The following is a 16,028-nucleotide window of genomic DNA, read 5'->3' as shown; positions in this document are numbered from 1 at the left end:
TTACACTAAAGTATCTCGACCACTTCAAGGTCGAACACCAAATCTTGGCCCGCCAACGGGTGGTTGGCATCTATAATAATATCTTCCTCTTCTACTTTTGCAACGCGAAACTGTTGTTCTTGCCCTTGTGCATTGGAACCTACCAATCCCATCCCAACTTCTGGCTTAAGATCTTCTGGCAATTGTGATTTTGATATTTTTTGAAAAAGCGCTTCGTTAACCTCTCCATACGCATCTTCCTTATCGATGGTAATGGTTTTCTTTTCATTAACAGCCATATCTATAAGTCCCTTTTCAAATCCTGGTATAAGTTGCCCTTGACCTAAGGCTACTTCCATGGGTTCTCTTTCCAACGAACTGTCAAAAACCTGTCCAGTAGTTAATTTACCCGTGTAGTGTACCTTTACGGTATCATTTTCTTTTACTTTACTCATAATTATAGTTTATAATTTTATAATCAAAACATTGCAAATATACAGGGTATAAAATGGTTAAAAGAATGAGAGGAACATTGGTTTCTTAAAAAAACCGTCCGAAGCCTAGCTAATGCTAGTTTGTTTTTATTTTATTTACTGCAACTTAGAATTAAAACAACAGTTTTTTTTGACTGTTTGCCATTACTTTTTGTTGACATTTACCAACTTATCGTCGTTCCACTTGCCACCAGCGACCACATCGCCCTCTGCATCGTAAAACTTACTGGTTCCGCTACGCTTGTCATCCTCCCACTCACCTGTGTATATTTGGTCCCGGGATATTTCAATGGACAGAAAAACCGCTGTATTGTCCGGTTTTGTGGCTTCTCCATTCATTCTTAAAAATATTGATTTGGGCCGTTGGGTTTTCTTTGGAGGCAAACGTTATGATCCACCCAAGGTCCATGGCTAACTCCATCCCCAAGAAATCTAGATAAAAAGCCTTGCTCGCTTCCAGATTATCGGAATACATATTGGGAACAATTCTTCGCATGGTACTTTTTGTTGATGGTTTACATTTCGTTATATCCTTTCCCTTCAAAAATCTTAGGGATGGACTTCTCTACTCTCGATACACGGGTTTTGGATTGTTTGGCTTGTGAAACATAGAGCATGTACCCGCGTTGGCGCCCTGGGGTCAATGCTTCAAAAGCGGTCTTAAAATCTGTATCGGTATCCAGTTTGTTTTGAAGCTCTTCGGGCATATCAAATTCAGTGGTTTTCTTCATTTTGACTTCCAATCCGGCTTTTTCCACCTCAATAGCTTCATGGATGTAGATTTTCAACAATTTTTCCATATTCAAAATCTCCTTCACATTGGTAAATCGAATCTGGCGGGCCGATTGCACATTTTTGGTCTGTTGAATCAAAATTCCTTCGATATCCTTCAGCAAAACACCCTTATGAAACAACAGCGCACAATACTCCTTAAATCCATGGATCAAGACCACATTGCTCCCTTGAAACGTGTAACAGGGCACACCCCACTTAAGTGCTTCGGTAAGGCCCGTATCGAGGACTATTTTACGTAATTGTCGATAGGCTTCCTGCCATTGGGATGTTTTTTCAAAGAAGAAATCAACTTTTGGGTTCATGGAGTTATTGGTTTTGTGTTGTGATAACTTTTCTGCCAGCTGGTCTAAAATACCAAGAAATCAGGGTCAATGCCAATAACAAGGAAGGTCCAAAGAAATCAGCGGCCCCATCACCTACCGCCAAATGGGAAAAAATAGCCCCTGTCATTGTAAAAACAAAACCGGCATAGGTCCATTCCTTGAGTACGGGAAACTTGGGAATTAGAATGGCCACAAAGCCCAAAAGTTTCCATACCCCGATAATATGAAGAAAGTACAACGGATAACCCAAATGTTCCATCATTTCAACCTCCTCTTCCATCTCAATTGATTGTACAATGCCTGTGGAGGTCATTCCCAGGGCTAGCCAAACGGTGGCTACCCAATAAATAATTTTACTACGTTTTGTCATGATATGATTTTTTAGGCTTTTGTGTTTGCAAAACTTTTTCCTGTCATTTCGACTTCGCTCAATGTGACAGGAAAAAGCTCTTATCGTTGGAGACTTGTTATTATAACTGTTCCATTACTTCCTGCAAGCGGTTATGTGCCATATTAACCCCTTGAGCAAAGGGTAGTTTTAGCATACGGTCCCGATCATCCACCGATTTATAGATCATGTGTATGGTGAGCTTGCTCGTTGTATCGGTAAGGGCCTCAAATTCTAAAAACTCCAACTGGACCGGAAACTGAGCATTTTCCATTTCAAAGGTCCTGATGATTTTTAGATTTGGTACAAATTCGTGTATGGTTCCATTGAACCGATGCTTGTTTCCCTTCGGATCGGTGGTTTCAAACTGATAACTACCGTGTTTCCGATTGTCAAGTTTTAGTACTTGGGTACCCATCCATTGCTCTACGATTTCAGGTTTTTCATACGCTTTAAAAAGCGTTGCCACGGGCAGTTCAAATTCCCTGGTAATCCAAATTTCCTGTTTTCTGTCCTCAGCATGGACTTTGGTTTTTCGTTCCATATTATTTTTTGGGCAGTTGTTTTTTCATAATGGTTTCGAGCGTATTGAACCTATCGTCCCACATATCCCTAAAAGGTGCTATAAAATCGGCAATTTCCTTTAGTTTCTGTGGATTGAAATGATAGTAGATCTCCCTCCCCTGCTGTTCTTGGTTAAGTAGTTCACATTCGGTAAGTATTCGGATATGCTTGGAAATGGTCTGCCGGGATGAATCAAATTCCGCCGCAATGGCTCCCGGTGTCATGGCGTTGAGTGCCACCATGGCAATAATGGCCCTACGGGTCGGGTCGGCAATGGCCTGAAAAACATCTCTTCGTAATTCCATTTACGCAGCTATTTGACTGCAAAAATATATGCAACCACTTAACTGCGCAAATTTATTTTGAATTCAACAATGTAAGGTGCAAGGTCAAAAAAAAATCTATCGAACTTAAAAATCGCTAAACGCTTCTTCCAACAAGGTAAACGAATCCATGACTACTATGTGTAGAATATCGACAAAATTTATTTGACAGCTATTTTGGAAGAAGGGAAAAATGCATATAAAAATAAAACCACTCCTATGGATTTGAAATCCATAGTTTTCAAAAGAATGGAATTCTTTGTCATCTGGCATCAAGTCCTCCCTTAATCTCCCCAAACAGGTTCGGGACATCCTCTCCAAAGGAGGGAAACTGCTCCCCTTGGGGAGACCGGAGAGGGGACCATCCAAAAAATTTATAGAAACTAAAGTAACTGCAATAAAACCTGACTGACGTCAGGTTTAAATCTCGATTATCGAGTAAACTATATTATCTTTACTTAAGCTGGTTCAGTATCCATTTTGTTTCTAAACCTATGTATGCCCAAAAACATTGGTTGGTGATAATGAGAACTAAACCCCAACAATTATGACAAAGAAAGAATACACCAACGGAGAGGTTACCATATTATGGCAACCCGAAAAATGCATTCACTCTGGAATATGTGTAAAAACATTGCCCAAAGTGTATAAACCAAAAGAGAAGCCTTGGGTCAAACCTGAAAATGCCACTAGTCAGGAGTTAATAAATCAAGTAGCAAAATGTCCTTCGGGAGCATTGAGCATAAAAAAGTAGCGTGTTTTGGTTAAAATAGAGAGAGAAGAAGATCAAAGAAAAGGTAGGTTTGTAATTTATGATGACGGTGAATTTGCTGGTGAGATGACCTACACTTGGGCCGGAACAACAAAATTTATCATAGACCATACGGGAATAGAAGAAGCGTTCGGAGGAAAAGGATATGGAAAAATGCTGGTAATGGAAGCTGTAGCGTTTGCTAGGGATAAAGGCGTGAAAATTTTACCGCTCTGTCCATTCTCAAAAGCAGAATTTGATAAAAACAGCAGCATTGCGGATGTCAGGTTTTAGCCAAGTGTTATGAACAAGCTGGAAAACAAAAAAATAATCCTGTTCGATGGTGTGTGCAACCTTTGCAACAGCTCGGTTCAGTTTGTGATCAAACGGGACAAAAAAGATGTATTCCGCTATGCGGCCCTACAAAGTGATGTGGGGCAACAATTGGTGAACCAACGCCATATTGACACCAGTCAGGTAGATTCCATTATCCTTATAGAACCTGGCGTGGCTTACTATACTAAATCCGATGCTGCATTGGAAATTGCCCAAGACCTTGGTGGATTATGGAAATTGACCGCCGTTTTTACATGGGTCCCTACTTCCATTCGAAATGGAATCTATGATTTTATTGCCAAAAACCGCTATAAATGGTTTGGAAAACAGGATACCTGTATGATTCCTACCCCTGAGTTAAAAGCAAAGTTTTTGGATTAACTATCTTTTCCTTTTACCTCATCCAAATGATCATCCCATTCCTCTACATGCGGGTCACCAAGTTTGCCAACAGATTTGGCGACCAACATGGAAACTGTGGCATCACCGGTAACATTTACCACGGTTCGGCACATATCCAATGGTCTATCAACGGCAAAAATCAAGGCCAGACCTATGGCCAATTTATCGGCAGGAAAACCAATGGACTCCAATACAATTACCAACATTACCATTCCCGCACCTGGAACGGCCGCAGAACCGATGGAAGCCAACAAAGCTGTCAATACAATGGTCAACTGATTGCCAAAAGTCAGGTCAAAACCAAGCGCTTGTGAAATAAATACGGCTGCAACACCTTGGTACAAACTAGTACCGTCCATGTTGATGGTGGCACCTACGGGCAACACAAAACTGGATACCTCTTTGTGCACCCCAATGTGTTCCTCTACCCTTTCCATCGTAACAGGTAAGGTAGCCGCACTGGAACTGGTGGAAAAAGCCAACAGTTGTGCAGGACTTATTTCTTTTAAAAACCAAAACGGGTTCTTTTTGGTAACAAGTGCAACCACGGTGGAGTAAAAAACAATCATAAGTGCAAGACCCAATAGAACAACTCCGGCATATTTAAGTAGCGCCAATAACAATTCAGGATCACTGGAAGACACCACTACTCCTGCCAACAAAGCAAATACGGCATACGGAGCGGTCAACATAATCAAATCGACCATTTTGAGCACCACATCATTGAGAGAATCAAAGAAATTTTTTAGTGGTTTTGCTTTTTCCTCTCCAATCAACAGCATAGAGATACCAAGAAAAATAGTAAAAAAGATCACCTGAAGCATCAAAGCATTATCCGTCATGGCCGCCAATGCATTATCGGGCACCATATCTTCCAAGAATTGTAAGGGACCACTATCCTTTTGTCGGGAAGCCTCTTCCAGCTTGGAGGTAACCCCTGCATCGTTTCCATAAGTATCGGTGAGTTTGGTCACCGTTTCTTCCGAAATTCCACTGCCCGGGTTCATTGCATTTACCAACAAAAGTCCGATCGTAATGGCGACAACCGTGGTAACTATATATATTCCAATTGTACGGAGGCCAATATTTCGAAACTTTGAAATGTCCTTAAGGTCCGAAATACCTTTAACCAAGGATGCCAAAATAAGAGGTATGGCAATTAACTTGAGAAGTTTTACAAAAATGGTCCCTAAAGGCTGAATCCAATCATTTACAAATTCCTTGCCCCAGCTAATTTGGGTCATTGCAAATCCAAAAAGAATACCAAGTAGCATCCCGATTAGGATTTGCCAGTGCAATTCCAATTTCTTCATAAAGTAAGATTATGGACGGAAAGATACTTTTTTGATTGGAAACGTCCTAACGCAGACCTAGATTTTGTTGGTACGGGCCAAAAGTGAGTAATCTGCCAAAACCAATGCGGCCATAGCTTCTACAATAGGAACCGCTCTTGGAACAACACATGGATCGTGCCTGCCCTTGCCTTGGGTGGTAATTTTTTCACCCTCTTTGTTGATGGTTTCATAGGATTGTAGCACCGTAGCAACGGGTTTAAATGCCACACTGAAGTAAATATCCATTCCGTTGCTTATTCCACCTTGAACCCCGCCACTACGATTGGTTTTTGTAGTGCCATCGGTATTGAAAGCATCGTTATGCTCGCTCCCCTTCATGGCAACACCGGCAAAACCGCTCCCGTACTCAAAACCTTTTACGGCATTGATGGACAACATTGCTTCTCCCAATCGGGCATGTAGTTTATCAAAAACCGGCTCTCCAAGACCAATGGGTACATTTTGTATGACACAGGTGATAACACCACCAATGGTATCTCCCTCTTTTTTAATGGATTTGATGTACTCCTCCATTTTTTGCGCCATTTCGGTATCGGGACAACGAACGGCATTGGATTCAATCTTGGAAAAATCCAATTCTTGATAAGATTTGTCTAATTTCATCTCGCCCACTTGGGAAACAAAGGCATTTATTTTTACATCGGTCAAAAATTGCTTTGCAATGCTCCCTGCCACTACCCTGCTGGCCGTTTCGCGGGCAGAGCTTCTTCCGCCACCACGGTAATCACGGAAACCGTACTTCTTGTCGTACACATAATCGGCATGAGATGGTCGGTACGAATCCTTGATGTGTGAGTAATCCTTGGATTTTTGGTTGGTATTATGAATGGCAAAGCCGATTGGAGTACCTGTGGTTTTTCCTTCGAACACTCCGGAATAAATTTCAACCGTATCGGGTTCCTTTCGTTGGGTAACTATTGCAGATTGCCCCGGTTTTCTTCGGTTGAGCTCCAACTGAATCTGTTCCAAGTCCAATGATATCCCAGCAGGACAACCATCGATAATGCCCCCCAATGCTTTGCCGTGGGATTCACCAAAGGTGGTGATCCTAAAAAGTTGTCCAAACGAATTTCCTGCCATTCGGTATAAAATTATGTTGCCTCAAAGGTAGATGTTACAAATCTAATTCAAAAACAAGGTTTTGGCTTAGAACTCATTTAAACTTTTTCAATTGGCTAAAGAATTGCCCTTTTGCACCCACTTTTTTGTCTTTTCATCCTTCCGTAGCTCTGCTATGCAACTCGAAAAGGTCTTCAACTGGGCACAAATTGACTAATTTTCGCTTCAATCCTAAAGGTTTAAATAAGTTCTTAATGTTATTGTAACATAATTCATCTTGGGGTGATATTTTTTTAACAATATCCTCATGAATTAATGATTTCAATTTGATTTCTATTTTATTCCTACCGTTTTATTTTGCAGTAAACCCTATACCGTTGAAAAAAAGGAAGATAGAATTGGCAGTTGTCTCAGATGTTCATTTGGGAACTTATGGCTGTCATGCAGATGAACTCATCACATATCTTAATAGCATCCAACCCAAAAAGCTGATTTTAAATGGGGATATTATTGATATTTGGCAGTTTAGCAAAAGGTATTTCCCCCCTTCCCACCTAAAGGTCCTGAGAAAGGTCATAGGCATGGCCTCCAAGGGCACCGAAGTTTACTATATCACTGGAAATCATGATGAAATGCTCCGAAAGTTCAGCAATACTTCAATGGGGAACTTTAAGATCATGAACAAATTGGTACTCAACCTCGATGGTAAAAAAGCATGGATTTTTCATGGTGACGTGTTCGATGTTTCCATACAAAATGCCAAATGGTTGGCCAAGTTGGGCGGCTATGGTTATGACCTTCTTATTGTGATCAATAGTTTCCTGAACTGGTGCTTGGCCAAAATGGGCCGTGAAAAGTATTCGCTCTCCAAAAAAATCAAAAATAGCGTGAAGGGTGCTGTAAAATACATCAACAATTTTGAAAAGACCGCTGCGGAACTTGCTATAGAAAACGACTACGATTATGTGGTCTGTGGACATATCCATCAACCCAAAAAAGAAGTTTACGAAACCAAATATGGTAGTTGCACCTATTTAAATTCGGGCGATTGGGTAGAAAACCTGACCGCTTTGGAATATTCGTTCAAGCGTTGGAAAATATACCATTACAATCACGATAGATTATCCCCGTTCTTTGTGGATGAAGATTTAAAGGAAATGGACATGAACGACCTTATTGCTTCCATTACCGACAAAGAGGTGGACATTGAAGACATTACAGAGCAACACCTTAACGAAAGCGAAGAAAGTATAAACCGTGATTTCTTAGATGACCAAAGCCTTTCTCAAGATTGAAACCGGGTGTTGTGCCTCCCTTTTCGTCCCATCCTTGATTTGATGCCTACAACTTGTTCCGTTCGCCGCGATCAAGGTATCTTCCGAGCTTTTTCTCACAGCTGGGAACAGCTTGAGCTCCCCTACCTGCATACTGGTTTCGTAATGTTCCTTTTCGTAGCCAAAAGAGCCTGCCATTCCACAACAACCGGACGGTATAATGGTTACTTTGTAGTTTTTCGGTAGATTCAACACATCAAAAGTCACCTTTTGGTTGCTCAATGCTTTTTGATGGCAATGCCCATGAATTTTAACGGTCCGTTCCGCTTCGGTGAAGCTATCCGAAGAAATATGTCCTGCAGCAATCTCTGCGGCTAGAAACTCTTCAATCAAAAATGAGTTGGAAGCCAGTTTTTGTAATTGCTCCTTATCATCGTACAATCTTTGGTATTCATCCCTAAAAGATAGAATGGCCGATGGCTCCAAACCAACAATGAGTGTCCCATCATCCAAGATGCCTTTTAACCTTTTCATGTTTTGGGCCACCAATTTTTTGGCTTGCTTCAAGAACCCTTTGGAAAGATAGGTCCGTCCACTTTCACCATAAAACAATTCCACATCATAACCCAATCTGCACAATAGCTCAATGGCATCCTTCCCGATTTGAATATCCAAATACCTTGCAAACTCATCAATATAGAGAACAACGGGTCGTTTGGAAATATCCGTACGCTTTACACGGTACTTTTTAAGATGATCTTTAAAATTGAAGCGTCCCACTTTCGGTAAATTCCGCTCCGGGGCAACGCCGACCGCCTTTTTTAATATGCCACCTACCGTTTTAGACCCGTACATCCAATTGGTGATGCCAGGAAATTTACTTCCCAATGCATTCAATCGGGTGTTGTGGGCAAATAGTTTGCTACGCAACGAATATCCGTTCGCTTCTTGGTAATTGTATAAAAACTCCGCTTTCAACGCAGCAACATCCACATTACTTGGACATTCGCTGGCACAGGCCTTGCAGCTCAAACATAGATCAAAGGCGCTTTTGAGCTCTTCATGATCGAACCGATTGGTTTTTTCTGAATTGGTCAAAAACTCCCTAAGCGCATTGGCCCTGCCACGCGTAGTATCTTTTTCATCTTTGGTGGCTTGGTAGCTTGGGCACATACCCCCGTTCATGTGGTGACTTTTTCTACAATCCCCGCTTCCGTTACATTTTTCCGCAGCTTTTAAAATGCCCTGGCTATCGGAAAAATCCATCAAAGTCTCCACTTCTGGTTCTTTACGGTCAACCTCATAGCGCAAAGATTCATCCATGGGGTAGGCGTCTACAATTTTGCCGGGATTGAGTACCAAATTGGGGTCAAAAAGTGCTTTCACCCTTTTCAACAGCTCATAATTCGCTTCACCTATCATTAGAGGAATAAATTCGGCACGCACAATCCCATCACCATGCTCGCCACTAAAACTTCCTTGATATTTTTTGGTGAGTTTGGCCACATCTGTGGTAATGCTTCGGAACAAAACCACATCTTCCGACTTTTTTAAATTGAGAATGGGGCGCAAATGCAATTCTCCAGCCCCTGCATGGGCATAATACACCGCATCTTGGTTATAGCCTTTCATAATCTGGGAAAATTCCCCGATAAAATCCTTGAGGTCTTCCAGGGCAACGGCCGTATCTTCAATACAGGCCACAGCTTTTCTGTCACCCACCATATTGCCCAAAAGGCCGAGTCCGGCCTTGCGGAGTTCAATGGCTTTGTTAATATCGTCACCGTACAAAATAGGGTTGGCATAACTCAGCCCTGACTTTGCAATAGTTTTTAAAAGTTCATCCAGTTGTTTGTCCAAATCTTCTTTGGAATCCGCTTTTACTTCCAACATTAAAATTCCTGCGGGGTCTCCTTCCACAAAAAAACGGTTGGCCAATTGAGCCCTGTTGTTTTTGGTGCAGTCCAGAATCACCTTGTCCATCATCTCGCACAAATGAAGGTTATGTTGCATCACAGGAGCCACATCGCTCAAACAATCCTCCAAGTTCTTGTAGTGCGTTGCCACCATTGCGGCATATTGCGGCGGTATTTCATCAAGCTGAAGCGTTACTTCGGTGGTAAATGCCAGTGTTCCTTCGCTTCCGGATAATAATTTACATAGGTTGAAATCGACATTATCATCCCCAAAAACATTGTTTTTGAGCAATTCATCCACCGCATATCCGGTATTTCTTCTGTGGATGCTGGGTTTAGGGAACTCGGATTTGATATTGTTCCGTATTTCTGGATTAGAAAGCTCCTCAAAGAGTTTGCTGTAGATTTTTGCTTCCAGCGAGTCACCATCTTTCTTTTCTTCGAATTCTTTTATGGAAATACTGGAGAAAAAAGCATCACTTCCGTCGGACAATACACATTGCATGGCCAAAACCTTGTCGCGTGTAACGCCGTATTGAATGGAAGTGGTGCCCGATGAATTGTTCCCGACCATCCCTCCTATCATACAACGGTTAGAGGTGGAAGTGTTCGGCCCAAAGAAAAGACCAAATGGTTTTAAGTACTGATTGAGCTCGTCACGAACTACACCAGGTTGTACAGTAACTTGCTTTTTATCCTTATCCAAACTGATGATTTTGGTAAAATGGCGACTTACATCGACCACAATACCATCTCCCACACACTGACCCGCCAAAGAGGTTCCCGCAGTACGGGGAATAAGTCCAACTTTATTTTTATTCGCAAATGCGAGCAAGGTTTTTAAATCTTCTGCGTCTTTGGGATAGGCCACGGCGGTAGGCAGCTTCCGATATACCGAGGCATCCGTCGCATAAATGGCCTTGCTCAATTCATCGAACAACAACTCGCCTTTCATTGCTTCAGAAAGGTCTTTTAACATTTTTTTATCCAATTTGGAATACTTTATGGGAACTAAAACGGTTTTTCAAACGTAAATCTAACACAAAACTATCTCTAATTTTTAACTTAAAAGAGAAACACATGAAGATTACCACATTATTTGCAGCACTTATGTTATTTGCAACAGCCAGCTTAAGTGCACAAAGTATATCCGAACACGCCCTAGGATTAAGGTTGGGCGACAGCGATGGCTTTGGGGCCGAAATTTCCTATCAAAAATCCATTGGACAAAATAACCGTGCTGAATTTGACCTTGGCTGGCGGGACAGTAGGTATTTTGATGCCTTTAAACTAACCGGAGTTTACCAGTGGGTTCACCAATTGGATGGCAATTTTAACTGGTACTATGGTGTTGGCGGGGGATTGGGTAGCGTCGATTTTGATCATCCAGATCCTGATTTTGACGATGATTACGATGGCCTTTTTGTATTCGCCGCCGGGGATATTGGTATAGAATATGATTTTGATATTCCTTTGCTACTGTCCTTGGACTTTAGACCTGAAATAGGTTTGGTAGGTTACGACGGTTTTGACAACGATTTTGATTTTGACATAGCACTTGGTATCCGATACCAATTCTAATAGCGTATAGATTTAAGAAGAACCCTTGGCTTTACCAAAATGCCAAGGGTTTTTTTATGCCATAAGTATTGAATACCTTAGCGGTCTAAACATTTTGAAATGAAAAGACTATTTGCAATATCCTTGGGAGTGCTGTTTTTAGCATCTTGTAATTCCGACCCAAAAGGATACACTTTAAAAGGCACCATAACCGGCGAACCTGAAAATGGCACCCAAATATTTTTAAAAACCACAGATTCCGTCAACCAATTGGTGGATGTTGATACCGCAGCGGTTGAAAATGGCTTGTTCAGCTTTAGCGGAAATCAGGTAGAGCCTAAAATGTACTATATTTTTGTAGATAAAGTTCGTGGGAATATGCCTGTGATCGTAGAAAACGGCACGATAGAAGTTGAGTTCCAAAAAGATAGTATAGCTCAGGCCAAACTTAAGGGGACAGAACAAAACGAGATATTTATGGGCTTTTTGGAAGAATCCCGTAAACTATCTGAACGTGCAAGATCTATGCAAGATGACATGCGTTTGGCTGCTCAGGAGAGAGATACTGCCACCGTTACAGCATTGCGCGAGGAGTTTATGGAGTTCCAAGAAGATGCGAAAAGCTTTAATATAAACTTTGCCAAGGAAAACCCAAATGCATATGTTTCTGTATTGATTATTGGAAACCTTTTGGCCACAAAAGCTGCTCCTGCTGATGAAATCAAGGCAATGTTCGAAGGGCTATCACCAGAAATGAAGGCTACAGAACCTGCTAAAAAGATTGCGGAACAACTCGAAAATTTAAAATCCACCGAAGTCGGGGCCGTAGCACCGGACTTTTCTGCCCCTACTCCAACTGGCGATGTACTTGCACTCAGCGATGTTACCAGCAATGCTAAACTCACTTTGGTCGATTTTTGGGCAGCATGGTGCAGGCCATGTCGTGCGGAAAACCCCAATATTGTATCGGTTTATAAAAAGTATCACGAAAAAGGTTTTGACATCCTTGGTGTTTCATTGGATAACAAAGAAGAGCATTGGAAAAAAGCCATTAAATCCGATGGTTTGGTATGGAACCATATCTCGAACTTACAGCGCTTTCAAGATCCAATTGCTCGTTTATACAACATTAACGCGATACCAGCAGCATTTTTATTGGATGAAAATGGCGTTATCGTAGCAAAAGATTTAAGAGGTCCTGCATTGGAACAAAAAGTAGCTGAAATCCTAGGTAAAAGCTAATCAATTACATTATTGATAATCAAAGAAGGTCTTGATGCATTCAGGGCCTTTTTTTGTTGGAGTCGGTTTTACAGTTCGCAGTAAGCAGTGTCAGTTGGCAGTCCGCAGTAACTGAACAACCCAATAACTTAGTCAGAAATCCATTTTTTCTTGAAAAATCAGGCTGAATAGCATCGTATGCTGAAAAAGGGAAGAGATAACTCATCAACAGAACAACGCTACAATCGAGTAACCGAATAGCCTACTCTTGCTTTTCAGGTTCTATTGGGCTCGTTTGCTCGTTCTTGTTCTTGGCATACAAATAACCACGTTTCCACCATAAGGTCATTCGTTCCTTGTTAAAGATCAATGAGTTTGTGGTAAGGACCGTTGGCGTATAGTAAAAATTAATAATCGCCCCCTTTCGATTGGCCACTAACTTGCCAATTCTGATATTTTGGTTTTCGATACGGTCCAGCATAAAGCCAAAAATGGTGGTAATCAAATCAAACGGGTTTTTAGAAGACATCCGGTTTAAATGGTTCACCTCAGTATGGAGCACCACCACATCTACCTCCGTTGCCCCACGATTCAACGCTTCTTCAATGGGGACTAAAGTTCCCAAGCCGCCATCGGCATATTCACAGCCATTTTTTTTGACCAAGCTCATAAACGGTGTGTAGTTGGACGAAATCCATATCCAATCACAGAATTCATCATACGTGCAATCGTTTATGGACTTATACTCTACTTGGTTCAACGAAAGATTGGAAACCGTTACGACCACATCCATCTTACTTTGTTTCAATTCGTCAAATTCCTCCACTGTAATGGATTTACGTATTAATTTTCTGAGATTCTCACTTTCTCCGAAGGTTTTTTTACCCTTGATAAAGTTTTTGATCACATTCCAATGGTTTATGGCAATAATCTCAACCCCATACTTTTTTTTAATGATGAATGGACAATTACTGAAAATACTGTCTTGATTAACGTTTGAATAGATATTCTTGATTTTGTCCAACTTGTTTAGGGCCAAGTGGGAAATCAATAGGCTCCCTGTGGATGTCCCGACAAATAAATTGTAATCGTGTTTGGCTTCTTGAATTAAAAATTGGGCAACACCGCCTGCAAAGGCTCCCTTGCTACCTCCTCCCGAAATGACCAATGCCCTCATTCCCCTAAAGTTTTCTCCAAATATTGTTTTTCTTGTTGACTTAACAAAGGGTAAAGACTCTTAATGCGAGCTGTATTACCTTCAGATTGCAAAAAGTCGTTCAGTATCCCCCTTGCCGATTTTTTAAAGTGCCACACATGATGATTGCAGGCCTCCACCAAGTTTTTGAGCGTAGTATCTGTAAACCCACCTATATTGTTCAAGTATTGGAATGCAAGTAGGCGTGTCTCAAAATGATGTTCAGAACCCGTATAACCACTTAATTCATCAAAATACAATGGTTTTACACCTGAATTGTATTCGGGTGACACCAAAGCTAGAGTTAGCCATAATAATCGAATGTTTTTGTTGGGAAACCCTGTAATCCCATCCGTTTCATTGAGATATTTGCTTCTGTTTTGGGGAAAATCGGACCACAATCGGTATAGAGCAGCCTCTAAGGTCGTGTAGCTCTTATCCTTTAAAAGTCCTTCAATATCCGTTTGAAGTTCACCCGAAATTTTATTCTGCGAAAGGATAATAGCCTGCCGTACTTTTAAACCTTCAGATTTGATGATGTCTCCTAAAAAGTCTACGGACAGCTTACTTCCATAATCCAAAACCAAGTTTTCCTTTAATTGGTTGGATTTTATCTTGGCCCAAGCCCGTTTTAAAATCTTTTCAATATTCTCAGGCTTTTCTGCCATCCTATTTTTAAGCTCAAAATAGGTTTTGATGGATACATTTTTTTCTTCCAAAAAAGCAACTACTTGATCATAAGGAAATTCAGGATTCTCCAACCACAACTTCTCAAAATCTTCAAGGTCGGTATTGGAAACCATTTCCATTTCCCCTATAAAATTGGGAATGGTCACATTTTTAAACGCGTATTTGTTTAGGTAGTTCTGAACGCCTTTTTTAAAAGCTCCCTCTCCCACTCTATCTCTGAGCATTACCAAGACCCAAGCGCCTTTTTCATAAAAAGTAAGGCTGCCTGCATTCGGATTGCGAAGCGCCTCGCCACCGTCATCTCCAGAAAAACGTTGTAAGGCATTGGCCGTTTCCAACAATTGCCAATAGTAATAGTCCTCCCCAAAAATATCCTTTTCCGCCAAATACGCATAAAAAGTGGCAAAACCTTCGTGCAGCCAATGGTGTTCACTGCTAGTTTCGGTCACTAGATTCCCAAACCATTGATGCGCCAGCTCGTGTGCATTCACATTGACGTAATTTTTATCCACAAAAGCTGTCGAATCAATCACATACTGGTTGGAAAAAATGGTACAAGTGGTGTTTTCCATACCCGCGTACAGAAAATCCTGCACGGGAACCTGTTTGTAGTTCTGCCAAGGATAAGCCACGCCTATTTCGTTCTCCAAAAAATCGAAAATTTGCTGTGAGTATCTGTAGGTTGGCTCCACTTTTGTGAAATCCGCAGGTTCGTAATACAGTTCAATCGGGACTCCTGAGGATGATTCAATCGTTTTTTTATTGTAATCCGCGATGGCATACCCCACGAGATAGCTACTCATCGGTTTCTCCATATCAAACTGCCACAAATACCCTTTGGAATCTGACAAGGTGTCTTTCTTTACCAATTTCCCGTTCGCAATTACAGTATAATTCTGTTTTAGGATGATATCCAGATCAAACTCCACCTTTTCAGCCATATCATCAAAACTGGGCAACCAATGACTGGTATATTTTCCTTGGCCTTGGGTCCAAACCTGCTCATTGTTCCTGACACCATCGTCCCATCCTAAAAAATATACCGTTTGTTTTGGTTTGGCTACATATTCTAGTTTGAGCATATGATTACCGCCCTTTTCCAGCTTTTTTTTGATGGTTATTTTTCGACCGTTGTAATCAAAATCTATCTTTGTATGATCCAGAAAAACCGATGAAAATTCCAAGCCTATAGCATCAAGGTAAATGGAACCCACATCTTCAATTACATCAAATTGATAGGTCACGCTACCGTTTATGAGGTTTTCGGAAGGTGTGGGCTCTATCAAAACTTCAGCACGGACAAAGTCAACCTTATCCTGAATTTGGGCGGACAACAACTGCACAAATAAGAAAAAAACAAGAATGGGGCTCAGCTTCATACCATCATCTTATCAAAAGTCCTT

General features: G+C 41.2%; 17 protein-coding genes. 6 read left to right on the top strand and 11 right to left on the bottom strand.

Going from position 1 to position 16,028, the window contains the following annotated elements:
• Positions 1–5: 5 nt before the first annotated feature.
• The 6 genes from VM932_RS03540 to VM932_RS03515 all read right to left on the bottom strand — a co-directional run bounded on the left by VM932_RS03540 (position 6) and on the right by VM932_RS03515 (position 2,848).
• Complete coding sequence (locus VM932_RS03540) at positions 6–434, bottom strand: FKBP-type peptidyl-prolyl cis-trans isomerase (protein WP_326277195.1); 429 nt, start codon at positions 432–434, stop codon at positions 6–8.
• Between the two features lie 183 nt (positions 435–617).
• Positions 618–812: a hypothetical protein gene (locus tag VM932_RS03535; RefSeq protein ID WP_326277194.1), complete on the bottom strand. Its 195-nt coding sequence runs from the start codon at positions 810–812 to the stop codon at positions 618–620.
• Between the two features lie 176 nt (positions 813–988).
• The gene (locus tag VM932_RS03530; RefSeq protein WP_326277193.1) at positions 989–1,570 is read right to left on the bottom strand and encodes a YdeI/OmpD-associated family protein; all 582 of its coding nucleotides are present in this window, start codon (positions 1,568–1,570) and stop codon (positions 989–991) included.
• 4 nt (positions 1,571–1,574) lie between these two features.
• A complete protein-coding gene (locus VM932_RS03525; RefSeq protein WP_326277192.1) occupies positions 1,575–1,961 on the bottom strand; it encodes a DoxX family protein in 387 nt (128 codons plus the stop codon).
• Between the two features lie 100 nt (positions 1,962–2,061).
• Positions 2,062–2,523, bottom strand: a complete 462-nt coding sequence (locus VM932_RS03520) for an SRPBCC domain-containing protein (RefSeq protein WP_326277191.1) — start codon at positions 2,521–2,523, stop codon at positions 2,062–2,064.
• A 1-nt stretch (position 2,524) separates the two neighbouring features.
• Complete coding sequence (locus VM932_RS03515; RefSeq protein ID WP_293163383.1) at positions 2,525–2,848, bottom strand: ArsR/SmtB family transcription factor; 324 nt, start codon at positions 2,846–2,848, stop codon at positions 2,525–2,527.
• Between the two features lie 565 nt (positions 2,849–3,413).
• Between VM932_RS03515 and VM932_RS03510 the strand changes: the two genes are divergently transcribed.
• Genes VM932_RS03510 through VM932_RS03500 form a run of 3 tightly spaced genes read left to right on the top strand, consistent with a single transcriptional unit; the run spans position 3,414 to position 4,334 of the window.
• A complete protein-coding gene (locus VM932_RS03510) occupies positions 3,414–3,620 on the top strand; it encodes a (4Fe-4S)-binding protein (RefSeq protein WP_326277190.1) in 207 nt (68 codons plus the stop codon).
• Between the two features lie 6 nt (positions 3,621–3,626).
• A complete protein-coding gene (locus tag VM932_RS03505) occupies positions 3,627–3,911 on the top strand; it encodes a GNAT family N-acetyltransferase (protein WP_326277189.1) in 285 nt (94 codons plus the stop codon).
• A 9-nt stretch (positions 3,912–3,920) separates the two neighbouring features.
• Positions 3,921–4,334: a thiol-disulfide oxidoreductase DCC family protein gene (locus VM932_RS03500; protein WP_326277188.1), complete on the top strand. Its 414-nt coding sequence runs from the start codon at positions 3,921–3,923 to the stop codon at positions 4,332–4,334.
• On the opposite strand, the gene VM932_RS03495 is transcribed toward VM932_RS03500, so the two are convergent.
• Complete coding sequence (locus VM932_RS03495; protein WP_326277187.1) at positions 4,331–5,668, bottom strand: dicarboxylate/amino acid:cation symporter; 1,338 nt, start codon at positions 5,666–5,668, stop codon at positions 4,331–4,333. The genes VM932_RS03500 and VM932_RS03495 overlap by 4 nt on opposite strands.
• A gap of 57 nt (positions 5,669–5,725) precedes the next feature.
• On the bottom strand, positions 5,726–6,790 hold the full coding sequence (gene aroC, locus VM932_RS03490) for a chorismate synthase (protein ID WP_326277186.1): 1,065 nt from the start codon (positions 6,788–6,790) through the stop codon (positions 5,726–5,728).
• A 356-nt stretch (positions 6,791–7,146) separates the two neighbouring features.
• Here aroC and VM932_RS03485 point away from each other — a divergent pair, with 356 nt between their 5' ends.
• Positions 7,147–8,064: a UDP-2,3-diacylglucosamine diphosphatase gene (locus tag VM932_RS03485; RefSeq protein WP_326277185.1), complete on the top strand. Its 918-nt coding sequence runs from the start codon at positions 7,147–7,149 to the stop codon at positions 8,062–8,064.
• Here VM932_RS03485 and VM932_RS03480 read toward each other — a convergent pair.
• Positions 8,035–10,938, bottom strand: a complete 2,904-nt coding sequence (locus VM932_RS03480; RefSeq protein ID WP_326277184.1) for an FAD-binding and (Fe-S)-binding domain-containing protein — start codon at positions 10,936–10,938, stop codon at positions 8,035–8,037. The genes VM932_RS03485 and VM932_RS03480 overlap by 30 nt on opposite strands.
• A 101-nt stretch (positions 10,939–11,039) precedes the next feature.
• On the opposite strand from VM932_RS03480, the gene VM932_RS03475 reads away from it, so the two are divergent.
• Together VM932_RS03475 and VM932_RS03470 are read left to right on the top strand one after the other, a co-directional pair.
• Entirely contained in the window at positions 11,040–11,540 is a 501-nt protein-coding gene (locus tag VM932_RS03475) for a hypothetical protein (protein ID WP_326277183.1), read from the top strand.
• A gap of 99 nt (positions 11,541–11,639) precedes the next feature.
• Positions 11,640–12,761, top strand: coding sequence for a DUF4369 domain-containing protein (locus tag VM932_RS03470; RefSeq protein WP_326277182.1), 1,122 nt, complete (start codon positions 11,640–11,642; stop codon positions 12,759–12,761).
• Between the two features lie 241 nt (positions 12,762–13,002).
• On the opposite strand, the gene VM932_RS03465 is transcribed toward VM932_RS03470, so the two are convergent.
• Together VM932_RS03465 and VM932_RS03460 are read right to left on the bottom strand one after the other, a co-directional pair.
• Entirely contained in the window at positions 13,003–13,917 is a 915-nt protein-coding gene (locus VM932_RS03465) for a patatin-like phospholipase family protein (RefSeq protein ID WP_326277181.1), read from the bottom strand.
• Positions 13,914–16,004, bottom strand: a complete 2,091-nt coding sequence (locus VM932_RS03460) for a M1 family metallopeptidase (RefSeq protein ID WP_326277180.1) — start codon at positions 16,002–16,004, stop codon at positions 13,914–13,916. Before VM932_RS03460 ends, VM932_RS03465 begins: the two co-directional genes overlap by 4 nt.
• Positions 16,005–16,028 lie beyond the last annotated feature (24 nt).

It is taken from the genome of Flagellimonas halotolerans (assembly GCF_035818535.1).
In the GTDB taxonomy this organism is placed as follows: domain Bacteria; phylum Bacteroidota; class Bacteroidia; order Flavobacteriales; family Flavobacteriaceae; genus Flagellimonas; species Flagellimonas halotolerans.
The sequence above is the reverse complement of the archived record's forward strand: the minus strand, read 5'-3'. Positions and strand labels throughout refer to the sequence as shown.

Bases quoted from the DNA above. Each gene is read 5' to 3' on its own strand.
- VM932_RS03510 (WP_326277190.1), top strand. From the start codon at position 3,414: ATGACAAAGAAAGAATACACCAACGGAGAGGTTACCATATTATGGCAA.
- VM932_RS03475 (WP_326277183.1), top strand. From the start codon at position 11,040: ATGAAGATTACCACATTATTTGCAGCACTTATGTTATTTGCAACAGCC.
- VM932_RS03495 (WP_326277187.1), bottom strand. From the start codon at position 5,668: ATGAAGAAATTGGAATTGCACTGGCAAATCCTAATCGGGATGCTACTT.
- aroC (WP_326277186.1), bottom strand. From the start codon at position 6,790: ATGGCAGGAAATTCGTTTGGACAACTTTTTAGGATCACCACCTTTGGT.
- VM932_RS03460 (WP_326277180.1), bottom strand. From the start codon at position 16,004: ATGAAGCTGAGCCCCATTCTTGTTTTTTTCTTATTTGTGCAGTTGTTG.
- VM932_RS03470 (WP_326277182.1), top strand. From the start codon at position 11,640: ATGAAAAGACTATTTGCAATATCCTTGGGAGTGCTGTTTTTAGCATCT.
- VM932_RS03500 (WP_326277188.1), top strand. From the start codon at position 3,921: ATGAACAAGCTGGAAAACAAAAAAATAATCCTGTTCGATGGTGTGTGC.
- VM932_RS03520 (WP_326277191.1), bottom strand. From the start codon at position 2,523: ATGGAACGAAAAACCAAAGTCCATGCTGAGGACAGAAAACAGGAAATT.
- VM932_RS03540 (WP_326277195.1), bottom strand. From the start codon at position 434: ATGAGTAAAGTAAAAGAAAATGATACCGTAAAGGTACACTACACGGGT.
- VM932_RS03535 (WP_326277194.1), bottom strand. From the start codon at position 812: ATGAATGGAGAAGCCACAAAACCGGACAATACAGCGGTTTTTCTGTCC.
- VM932_RS03515 (WP_293163383.1), bottom strand. From the start codon at position 2,848: ATGGAATTACGAAGAGATGTTTTTCAGGCCATTGCCGACCCGACCCGT.
- VM932_RS03530 (WP_326277193.1), bottom strand. From the start codon at position 1,570: ATGAACCCAAAAGTTGATTTCTTCTTTGAAAAAACATCCCAATGGCAG.
- VM932_RS03525 (WP_326277192.1), bottom strand. From the start codon at position 1,961: ATGACAAAACGTAGTAAAATTATTTATTGGGTAGCCACCGTTTGGCTA.
- VM932_RS03465 (WP_326277181.1), bottom strand. From the start codon at position 13,917: ATGAGGGCATTGGTCATTTCGGGAGGAGGTAGCAAGGGAGCCTTTGCA.
- VM932_RS03480 (WP_326277184.1), bottom strand. From the start codon at position 10,938: ATGTTAAAAGACCTTTCTGAAGCAATGAAAGGCGAGTTGTTGTTCGAT.